Raw genomic sequence first — 9205 nt, 5'->3', positions numbered from 1 at the left:
CCGGTCTCAAGCTGCCTGTTTTGCCGTGACGAATGCCGCAAGGCTGGCCACGTTGGTGAAATGGTTGCGGGTGTCTTTGGCATCGGCGTCGATCTTGATGCCGTATTTTTTCTGGATCGCCAGGCCCAGTTCGAGCGCGTCCACCGAATCCAGGCCGAGGCCTTCGCCGAACAGTGTCTGCTCGTCGCCGATGTCCTCGGGGCTGATGTCTTCGAGGCCCAAGGCGTCGATGATCAGCAGTTTGATGTCACGCACCAGGCTAGCGGTGTTCTGATCGCTCATCTGCGGCGAGCTCCTTAATGAAATAGTCATGCAAATAATCGTTGAGCTTGCGCGAGGCCTGCGGTGCGGGGCCTTGCGCGGCGAAGGTCTGTGGGTCTATATCGGCCCCCACGCGAAAACTGAAGTGCACGCGGCGATGGGGGATGCGATACCACGGCTCGGCTTTGGTCAGGGTGGTCGGGCTGACCTTGATGATCACCGGGGTAACGATTTTCGCACCGCGCAGGGCAATTGCCGCCGCCCCCCGATGAAAGGCCGGCGCCTGCCCCGGCTGGGTGCGGGTGCCTTCGGGGAAGATGATCAGGGTCTGGCCGTCCTGCAACGACTGCGCGGCGGCGTCGAGCATGTCCATGCTGCCGTCGTTGCTGATGTACTCGGTGCTGCGCAGCGGGCCACGAGTGAACGGGTTTTCCCAAAGGGTTTTCTTCACTACGCAATTGGCGTGGCGCACCAGACCGATGAGAAACACCACATCGATCAGCGACGGGTGGTTGGCGATGATCATCTGCCCCGGCCGGCCGAGGCGCTCGGCACCTTCGATGTCGTAAGTGAGCACGCCGGTGCGGGCCATGAAACGCACGAAAAACCAGAACAACCGACTGACCGTACGCCGCGCGCGCAGGCGATGTACCAGCGCGTCACCGGGCAGGCAGCCGAGCAGCGGAAATACCAGCAGGCGCAGACACAGCCCGCCGAGCCCGAACAAGGCGAAGCTCGCAGCAGTGGCCAGCAGCCGCCAGTAGTAGGCGTCGCGGTGTTTGGCCGTCACGGGTTGCGATGCCAGGTCCATACACGATTTTTCCACGCATGTTGGCAGTCAGGTTGCTGGCCGAGCAGGGTTCGCAGCAGGTTGAGCGCGTGCGGCCAGTGCGCCTTGGACCGGGTTTCGGTGCTGCTGTTCAGGGTCAGCCGCCAGTCGGTACCGGGCGTGAGCAATAAACCCAGCGCGTAAGGGAATGGCACGTCATCGACCCACTGCGAGTACGCCTCGGGCGGTTGCTCTTCGGTGATCACCAGCAGCACGGCCGGGGCGCCTTCATCAAGCAGTGCCGCCGCTTCGAGCATGCCGTGTTCAAGGCCATCGCCAGCCGCCGCGAGGGCGGTCATTTCGCTGGTTTCACCGCGCATGATCGACCACAAACCGATGATCGCGTTATGCACTGAAAGGCTGAATTGGGTCGGCGACAAGGGCTGTTCGGTGGCCAGATCGCGGAGGATTTCAAACGTGCGTGGGGTTTCGCCGTGCCGCGAGACGAACACCAGTGGCAGATGGTCCCGGCCTTCGGCCAGCGGCCAGCCAACGCTGAAGGCCATCCGCGCCAGGCGGCTGAGGCGACGGCGTTGCATGGCCGGCAGAAACGACACATCGGGCGCGGCATCACTGCTCTGCAGCACGACCGGTTGTCGGCTCCAGGCCTGCCAGGCGTCCACGCTGTCGAGCCCCGGGGCCCACGCGCGCCATTGGGCGATGTTGAAGTTGATCACGGACATTCATCCCGCCCCTGCGGGCTTTCGTTGACGCGTTGAGTCGCCAGCGCCGCAGCAGGCTTGGCTTGGCGTAGGGCGCCGGGTGGCGCGCATTATCCCGGTGCGACGGGTGTGTAGCAAATGTTGGTTACATTTTGCCCAACAAAATGTACCGAGCGGTTCGCTGCATGGCTATCACTTGGCCATTATCCAGATTTGACGCGGCGTGTCTGTCAGGTGTCTCTGGGATGGCTGGCGGTTTTTTCCATGCCTGGGCGTCGATTTTTACACCGGACGACGTAGTCCATGTCCGTGAAGGTAGCGAAGCGCGGTCACCGCCAACTACACTCGGTCATTCTTTGATACACGGAGGTTTGGTCATGCGGCGCGTGGTGTTCAATCAGAAAGGTGGCGTGGGCAAATCCAGCATCGCCTGCAATCTGGCGGCGGTCAGCGCCAGCGAGGGTTATCGCACGTTGTTGGTCGACCTCGATGCCCAGGCCAATTCCACTCAGTATTTGACCGGTCTCACCGGCGACGATATCCCGATGGGTATCGCTGACTTCTTCAAACAGACGCTGTCCTCCGGGCCGTTCTCGAAAAAGAATCAGGCGGACATCTATGAAACGCCGTTCGACAACCTGCACATCATTACCGCCACCGCCGAGTTGGCCGACCTGCAGCCCAAGCTCGAGGCGAAACACAAGATCAACAAGCTGCGCAAGTTGCTCGACGAATTGTCCGAGGACTACGACCGAATCTATCTCGACACCCCGCCTGCGTTGAATTTCTACGCGGTATCGGCGCTGATTGCTGCGGATCGGGTATTGATCCCCTTTGACTGCGACAGCTTTTCACGTCAGGCGCTGTACGGCCTGATCGCCGAGATCGAAGAGTTGAAGGATGACCACAACGAAGGGTTGGAAGTCGAAGGCATTGTGGTCAATCAGTTTCAGGCGCGGGCCAGCCTGCCACAGCAGATGCTCGATGAGCTGATTGCCGAAGGCTTGCCGGTATTGCCGGTGTACCTGAGCAGTTCGGTGCGTATGCGCGAGTCGCACCAGGCCAGCATGCCGCTGATCCACCTCGATCCACGGCACAAGCTGACCCAGCAGTTTGTGGAACTGCACAATCTGCTGGAAGACCACTGATTTCCCACTCACACGCAAATCCTGTGGGAGCGAGCCTGCTCGCGAAGAGGCCGGCACATTCAACATCGGCGCTGAATGATCGACCGCCTTCGCGAGCAGGCTCGCTCCCACAGGGTGGTCTGTGTTGGGTCAGATGCCTTGGCTACGCAGCCATGCCATCAACTGCGGCAATGGCAACGCACCGCTCTGTCGCGCCACTTCCCTGCCGTTTTTAAACAGAATCAGGCTCGGAATCGAGCGAATCCCCAACTGCGCCGACAACTGCTGATTCGCTTCGCTGTCGAGCTTGGCCAGCCGACACTTGCCCGCCAGCTGCGCCGCAGCCTGTTCGAACACCGGCGCAAACGACTTGCACGGCCCGCACCAGTCCGCCCAGACATCCACCAGTAACGGCAGATCGCCCTTGGTCTGACTGGCGTAATCGCCCTGCTTGAGTTCGAAGGGTTTGCTCAACAACACCGCAGACTTGCAGCGCCCGCATTTGGGCTGGTCAGCCAGGCGCTCGGCGGGGATGCGGTTGAGGCCGTTGCAGGTGGGGCAGGGGATGAGGAGTGGGGTGGTCATGATTGGTTCTCTGATAGGCAGTCTATAGAACTGATTTGGAGTCGATCTGCCAACTTATCAATGTCGCAACTGCTCACATTTTTCTCAAAACCGTTCCGGGATCGATGGCTGGTCTGAAGACCAATTCGGCGTTTTACGCTTGTCGTGAGGAGATCGCTTTGTCTTTATCTGCGTGCTACTTTTGTTGCACTAGTCCAGGAATCGATGATTCCTATGCATCAAATCGGAGCGACATAATGTCCGTAACTTCCAGGATACGCCGCCAAGGCGGCGCTGCCGTCATTACGATTCCGCCCACGCTTTTAAAGCTGTTGCATCTGGAGGTTGGCGCACAGCTAGAGCTGAATGTGGTCGATGGCGAACTGATTGCTCGTCCAGCCGTAGCCGCTACGCGTAAGCGTTATAGTTTGTCAGAGCTACTCGAAGGCGCAGAAGAATTGCAGAAACTTAACGCCCAGACTAGCGAGACCCTTGAAGGTGATTCTGTCGGCCGGGAGCTGGGTTGATGGTGCGCCGACAGCCCCCTCAGCGGGGTGACGTTTACTGGATTGATCCAAACCCAGTGGCGGGGCGGGAGATGATGAACAGACATCGCTTTGTGGTGATCACGCCCAGAGAGATCAACGCATTGGGCGTGAGCATGACGGTGCCTGTTACTAGCGGTGGGAATTTCAGCCGGAATATGGGTTTGGCGGTCGCCATTACTGGCCACGAAACCAATGGTGTAGCGGTGTGTAATCAGGTTCGCAGTTTTGACATAGAACAACGGGTACGAGACGGCACGGCCAAATTCATCGAGCGACTGGATGACGTGACAATGTCTGACATCGTCGACCGTGTAATCAGTGCAATCGACCCGCTAAGCTGAAGCGCCTACGAAGAACAACTGATCTCCAAATGCTTTCCCCACTCCGGTGGCCGCTCGGCGTAACCCTCCATCCCCGGCTGCTCCTCAAACGGTTTGCTCAGCACCGCATGCAGTCGGCGTACCTCGGCATAATCCCCTTGTTCCGCCGCATCAATAGCCTTTTGCGCCAGATAATTGCGCAGGATGTACAGCGGATTCACCGCGTGCATCCGCGCTCGGCGCTGCTCTTGATCGGCGTAGCCATCGCGGGCAACCCGGGCGATGTAGCGCTCGCCCCAAGCATCAAAACCTTTGATGTCGACGAAATCATCACGCAAGCGGGCGACTGCCTGCTCAGGTGAGTCTTCGCCAAGTCGGCGGAAGAACAGCGTGTAGTCGACGCCGCTGTTCTGCATCAGTTGCAACAGGTCTTCCAGCAGCTTCTGGTCATCGTCTTCGGCAGTGGTGAAGCCGAAGCGGCGGCGCATCAGGTCGAGGTAATGCGCTTGGAACAGCGGCAGGTACAGGCCAAGGGTTTCGCGCAGGGCTTCGACGCTGATGAACGGCGTCAGTGCCTGGGCGAGGGCGCTGAGGTTCCACTGGCCCACCGGCACCTGATTGCTGAACGAGTAGCGGCCCTGATCATCGGAGTGATTGCAGATGAAATGCGCGTCGAAGTCATCGAGGAAGGCGAACGGGCCGAAGTCGAAGGTGATGCCGAGGATCGACATGTTGTCGGTGTTCATCACGCCGTGGCAGAAGCCATAAGCCTGCCAATTGGCGATCAGCTCGGCGTTGCGCTCGACGATCTCACGGAACATCGCCAGATACGGTTCCGGTTGTTCGAGGCATTCGGGGAAGTGCATCGCCAGCACATGCTCGCCGAGCTGTTTCTGCTGCTCGGGGCGCTTGGTGTAGTAGAAATATTCGAAGTGGCCGAAGCGGATGTGGCTCGGCGCCAGACGCAGCACCATCGCCGCGCGTTCCTGCTTTTCCCGCCAGACCGGCGTGTCGGAGCCAATCACACAGGCGGCCCGCGAAGACGGGATGTTCAGCGCAAACAGCGCCTCGGAAGCGAGAAACTCGCGAATCGATGAGCGCAGCACCGCGCGGCCATCGCCCATGCGCGAAAACGGCGTCTGCCCGGCGCCCTTGAGGTGCAAGTCCCAATGCTCGCCGGCGTTGTTGTACACCTCGCCCAGCAGCAGACCGCGCCCGTCACCCAGTTGCGGGGTATAGCCGCCGAACTGATGCCCGGAATACACCATCGCCCGTGGCTCGGCGTCGGCCCACAGCTTGTGGCCGCCGAACAGCTGCGCGAATTCTTCGGTGTCGGCGCTGGCCGCATCGAGATCAAGCAAGGCCAGGGCGGCCGGGCTGGCGACCACCAAGCGCGGATTGTCGATCGGTTCGGGCAGCACGTGCGCGGAGAACGCGTCGCCCAGGCGGGCAAAGCGGTTGTCGAAAGTCAGTTCGTCGAGGGCTTTCACGGGCCGGCTCCAGCAGAATGTCCGAGCATTCTGCTGGGACCATGTCGGTTAGTCGAGTTTGCTCGGTGGCGGTTCCGGCAACGGTTTCTGCCCGTCGACGATCGGCACGATGGTTTTGTTCTCGGGTTCCACAGGCACCATCTTGTATTCCTGACCGTGCAGGTTCTTCAGATAAACCTCCATCTGCCGGAACGAGATGTTGATGTGCTGCTTCTTGAACTCGCGATTGATGAAGCGGTTGACCTCATCCAGCACCGGGTTGCGGTCGCCGAGATCGCGCACATGCATGCGCAGTTCGTGGTCGAGGGTGCTTTCGCCGAAGTTGAGGAAGTACACGTGCGGCTCCGGTTCCTTGAGCACACGCGGGTTCTCCCGGGCTGCTTTGAGCAGCAGTTCCTTGACCAGGTCCAGATCCGAGCCGTAATCGACGCCGAGTTTCAGCGTGACGCGGGTGATGGTGTCGGTCAGCGACCAGTTGATCAGTTGCCCGGTAATGAACGTTTTGTTCGGGACAATGATGTCCTTGCGGTCGAAGTCGGTGATGGTGGTGGCGCGGATGCGGATCTTGCTCACCGTGCCCGAGAGGTTGCCGATGGTGATGGTGTCGCCGATTCGCACCGGGCGTTCGAAGAGGATCATGATGCCGGAGATGAAGTTGGCGAAGATCTCCTGCATACCGAAACCGAGGCCTACCGACAGCGCCGCCACCAGCCATTGCAACTTGTCCCAACTGACGCCGAGGGTCGACAGGGTGGTGACGAAACCAACGCCGGCAATCACGTAGGAAAGCAGCGTGGTTGTCGCATAAGCGCTGCCCTGCGCCAGATTGAGTTTGGACAGCACGAACACTTCGAGCAGACCGGGCAAGTTGCGCGCCAGCGCGAAGGTGATGCCGATGATGATCAGCGCGCCGAGCATGTCGCCGATGCTGATCGGCACCATGCTCATGTTGGCGCCGGTGCCGCTGGTGTATTCGTAGAGGGTGATGTTGTCCAGATACGAGAACACCGAAATCAGGTCCGACCAGACCCAGTACAGCGCCGCGATGAAACCGCCGAGCAGGGCCAGGCGGATCAGGCGCAGGGACTGTTCGTTGACCTTTTCGATATCCAGCGTCGGCTCTTCGATCACCGCTTCGCCGTCGCCAGCCTCTTTTGCCGCCTGCCGTTTTGCCAGCGCGCGCTGGTAAGCCAGACGCCGCGCAGCAACGCTCAGGCCCCGCACGAAAGTGGCCTCGATCACCAGCCAGAACATCAGCAGGTACAGGGTGTTGATCAAGCGGTCGCTGAGTTTCAGCGCGGTGTAGTAGTAGCCGAAGCACACCGCGACAAACAGGGCGATCGGCAGCAGGGTGAACATCACCCCGACGGCTTTGCGGAACAGCGAAGCGTTCTGGTGCGTCGGGCTGCTGATCAGCAGGCGACTGAGCAGCCACGCCATCAAGGCGTAGCAGGTCAGCACCACCGGCATGCCGAGCACGTCATCAGCCAGCGCCGCTGGTTGCAACTCGGCGACGGCCACCACGGCGACCAGCGCCATGACCACAAGGCCCAATCGACGCACCCAGCCCTGAAGGAACTCGACCTGCGGCTTCTCCCAGCGGAAGTGCAATTCCGCCACGCCACCCGGCGCAAGAATCCGGTAAGCGGTGTAAAAGACCAGCCAGGCCTGACCCATCTGCAACAGCGCCGCGCCCATGTTGGCGTTCTGCCCGCGCGCGTCGATCTGCAAGGCCAGACCGCACAGCGCCAGACCCAGCGCCACCGGCATCGCCAACAGAATGTTGATCAGAATCGCCTGCGGCGTGTGCCACTGGCTGTCGCGCTTGAAGTGGCCGATGTCCTGGTGAACCTTGTTGAGTCGTCCGTACAGGGCCTTGCGGCGCCACAACAGGGCGCCGATCAGCAGCGCCAATGGCAGGAACAGCAATGGCCGCTGGGTCAGGCCGTCAGCCAGTTCGCTCAGGCTCGACGCCCACGGCAAGGTGTTGACCTGCCGCTCCAGGCGCTCGGGCACACCGCGCATCCATTCCACATCCAGCGGTTTGTTGCTGGGGATCCAGAACATCTGTTCGTCGAGGGTCGCGCGCAGGCTTTGCGCGGTGCTCAGCAATTGTTTCTGGTTGAGCTGCAGGGTGATCGATTCATTGAGCATCGCGCTCAACTCGCGGTTCAGCCGCTCGAGCAGATCAGCGCGGGTGTTGGCCAGATCGAGCAGGCTCTTGCGCAATTGCGGGGTGACCTGCTCTGGCGGCTGGGTGGCCAGCAGATTGTCGACATAGGTCGCCGGGTTGCTCAGCAGCTCCCGCTGCTGGCTGACATCAAACTGATACAGGCGAATATCGGCAATCTGGTCGGCGAGGTCGCGGTCGACCTTCAAGTGCGGCAGCGCCTGCTTCTGTTTGTAGAGGATTTTCGACAGCAGCAGGCTGCCCTTGAGCACGTTGATTTGCTCGTCCAGCGCCGAATCGCTCTGGGTCAGGGTGTCGAGTTGCTGTTTGGTCTGCAGGTTCTGCTGCGTGACTTCGTTGAGACGGTCGGTGCTCTTGAGCAAATAGTCGGAAAGCTTGAGATTGGTCGCGCTCTCGCTCGCCAGCAGGCTGCTGCCGCCGGCCTTCTGCGCTTCGATCGATTGCTGGGTAACGGTTTCCTGCGACTGCGCCAGACGCTTCTGGTTGATCAGGGTTTGCAGTTCCTGGATCTCGCGGTCGAGGCGGTCGGATTTCTCCGAAAGCAAGTCGTGCTGGGCATTGCCGAGATCCTGCAACTGGGTGTTGCCGGCCAGTTCCTGGCGGCGCAGTGGAATCAGTGCATTGAGTGCGGCGAGTTCGGCGTTCAACTGGTCGCGCTGTTCGGCGGTGACCGTTTTGCCCGTGTCCTTGCCGGATTTGAGGATGGTGTTGATCTGCTGGATGCGCGTCTGGCTGGCAGAGATCTCCGCCTGAGCGCGCTCGGGGCGAGTCTGTGCGGTGATGATCAGGCTGTTGGCTTCGGCCAGGGCTTTTTGCAGATCGCTCTGCTGGGTCGAGCGATCGGTAAGGATCTGCTCCAGTTGCTGAATCGACTCCTTCGGAAAGCGCTGCGCGACCGGCACTGGCGCGGTGGCCTTGAGGCGGCTCAGTTCGCGGGTGTTTTCAATCGTCTGCTTCGGCGCGTTGGCCAACTGACGCTTGAGATCGATCAGTTTCTGCTCGTAATCACGCTGGTTGTTCAGCTGATTGAGGGTGTTCTGCAGGACGGTCTGCAGGGTCTTCTTGTCGGCGTCCGGCAGCTTGCTGTCGGCCAGCTTATCGAGGCTGGCCTGCACGGCATCGCTGGACGGTGGTTCGGCAGCATGCAGCGGGCCGACGACAAGACTGAGGCCCAGCAGGGCCGCGGCGAAAAAGGAGCGCAGGGTAGGCATAG

The 9205-nt window shown here is 60.6% G+C and carries 9 protein-coding genes; 3 read left to right on the top strand and 6 right to left on the bottom strand.

The genetic code is table 11. The features are described from left to right. Nucleotides 1-6 precede the first annotated feature (6 nt). Genes AB4N47_RS20915 through AB4N47_RS20905 form a run of 3 tightly spaced genes read right to left on the bottom strand, consistent with a single transcriptional unit; the run spans nt 7 to nt 1773 of the window. The gene (locus AB4N47_RS20915; protein ID WP_016772025.1) at nt 7-282 is read right to left on the bottom strand and encodes a phosphopantetheine-binding protein; all 276 of its coding nucleotides are present in this window, start codon (nt 280-282) and stop codon (nt 7-9) included. Next, on the bottom strand, nt 260-1072 hold the full coding sequence (locus AB4N47_RS20910) for a lysophospholipid acyltransferase family protein (RefSeq protein ID WP_341638436.1): 813 nt from the start codon (nt 1070-1072) through the stop codon (nt 260-262). The genes AB4N47_RS20915 and AB4N47_RS20910 overlap by 23 nt, the downstream gene beginning before the upstream one ends. Next, nucleotides 1048-1773: a beta-ketoacyl synthase chain length factor gene (locus AB4N47_RS20905; RefSeq protein ID WP_016772023.1), complete on the bottom strand. Its 726-nt coding sequence runs from the start codon at nt 1771-1773 to the stop codon at nt 1048-1050. The genes AB4N47_RS20910 and AB4N47_RS20905 overlap by 25 nt, the downstream gene beginning before the upstream one ends. Before the next feature lie 356 nt (nt 1774-2129). Between AB4N47_RS20905 and AB4N47_RS20900 the strand changes: the two genes are divergently transcribed. Next, nucleotides 2130-2900, top strand: a complete 771-nt coding sequence (locus tag AB4N47_RS20900; RefSeq protein WP_024011296.1) for a ParA family protein — start codon at nt 2130-2132, stop codon at nt 2898-2900. Between the two features lie 129 nt (nt 2901-3029). On the opposite strand, the gene trxC is transcribed toward AB4N47_RS20900, so the two are convergent. Then, on the bottom strand, nt 3030-3464 hold the full coding sequence (trxC, locus tag AB4N47_RS20895) for a thioredoxin TrxC (RefSeq protein WP_341638437.1): 435 nt from the start codon (nt 3462-3464) through the stop codon (nt 3030-3032). A 236-nt stretch (nt 3465-3700) separates the two neighbouring features. Between trxC and mazE the strand changes: the two genes are divergently transcribed. Continuing rightward, nucleotides 3701-3970 (top strand): type II toxin-antitoxin system antitoxin MazE, encoded by a 270-nt coding sequence (mazE, locus tag AB4N47_RS20890; RefSeq protein WP_122601441.1) that lies wholly within the window; start codon nt 3701-3703, stop codon nt 3968-3970. Continuing rightward, a complete protein-coding gene (gene mazF, locus AB4N47_RS20885; RefSeq protein ID WP_041477600.1) occupies nt 3970-4332 on the top strand; it encodes a type II toxin-antitoxin system toxin MazF in 363 nt (120 codons plus the stop codon). The genes mazE and mazF overlap by 1 nt, the downstream gene beginning before the upstream one ends. A gap of 5 nt (nt 4333-4337) precedes the next feature. Here the strand turns inward: mazF and selO are convergent, their stop codons facing one another. Then, a complete protein-coding gene (gene selO / locus AB4N47_RS20880; protein WP_341638438.1) occupies nt 4338-5801 on the bottom strand; it encodes a protein adenylyltransferase SelO in 1464 nt (487 codons plus the stop codon). 48 nt (nt 5802-5849) lie between these two features. Continuing rightward, nucleotides 5850-9203 (bottom strand): mechanosensitive channel MscK, encoded by a 3354-nt coding sequence (mscK, locus tag AB4N47_RS20875; RefSeq protein ID WP_076565278.1) that lies wholly within the window; start codon nt 9201-9203, stop codon nt 5850-5852. Nucleotides 9204-9205 lie beyond the last annotated feature (2 nt).

The organism is Pseudomonas sp. S3_G06, from assembly GCF_054667565.1.
The sequence above is the reverse complement of the archived record's forward strand: the minus strand, read 5'-3'. Positions and strand labels throughout refer to the sequence as shown.

What these genes read in the sequence shown, in the direction of transcription:
- AB4N47_RS20915 (WP_016772025.1), bottom strand. Translation starts at nt 282, where the DNA reads ATGAGCGATCAGAACACCGCTAGCCTGGTGCGTGACATCAAACTGCTG.
- AB4N47_RS20910 (WP_341638436.1), bottom strand. Translation starts at nt 1,072, where the DNA reads ATGGACCTGGCATCGCAACCCGTGACGGCCAAACACCGCGACGCCTAC.
- AB4N47_RS20905 (WP_016772023.1), bottom strand. Translation starts at nt 1,773, where the DNA reads ATGTCCGTGATCAACTTCAACATCGCCCAATGGCGCGCGTGGGCCCCG.
- AB4N47_RS20900 (WP_024011296.1), top strand. Translation starts at nt 2,130, where the DNA reads ATGCGGCGCGTGGTGTTCAATCAGAAAGGTGGCGTGGGCAAATCCAGC.
- trxC (WP_341638437.1), bottom strand. Translation starts at nt 3,464, where the DNA reads ATGACCACCCCACTCCTCATCCCCTGCCCCACCTGCAACGGCCTCAAC.
- mazE (WP_122601441.1), top strand. Translation starts at nt 3,701, where the DNA reads ATGTCCGTAACTTCCAGGATACGCCGCCAAGGCGGCGCTGCCGTCATT.
- mazF (WP_041477600.1), top strand. Translation starts at nt 3,970, where the DNA reads ATGGTGCGCCGACAGCCCCCTCAGCGGGGTGACGTTTACTGGATTGAT.
- mscK (WP_076565278.1), bottom strand. Translation starts at nt 9,203, where the DNA reads ATGCCTACCCTGCGCTCCTTTTTCGCCGCGGCCCTGCTGGGCCTCAGT.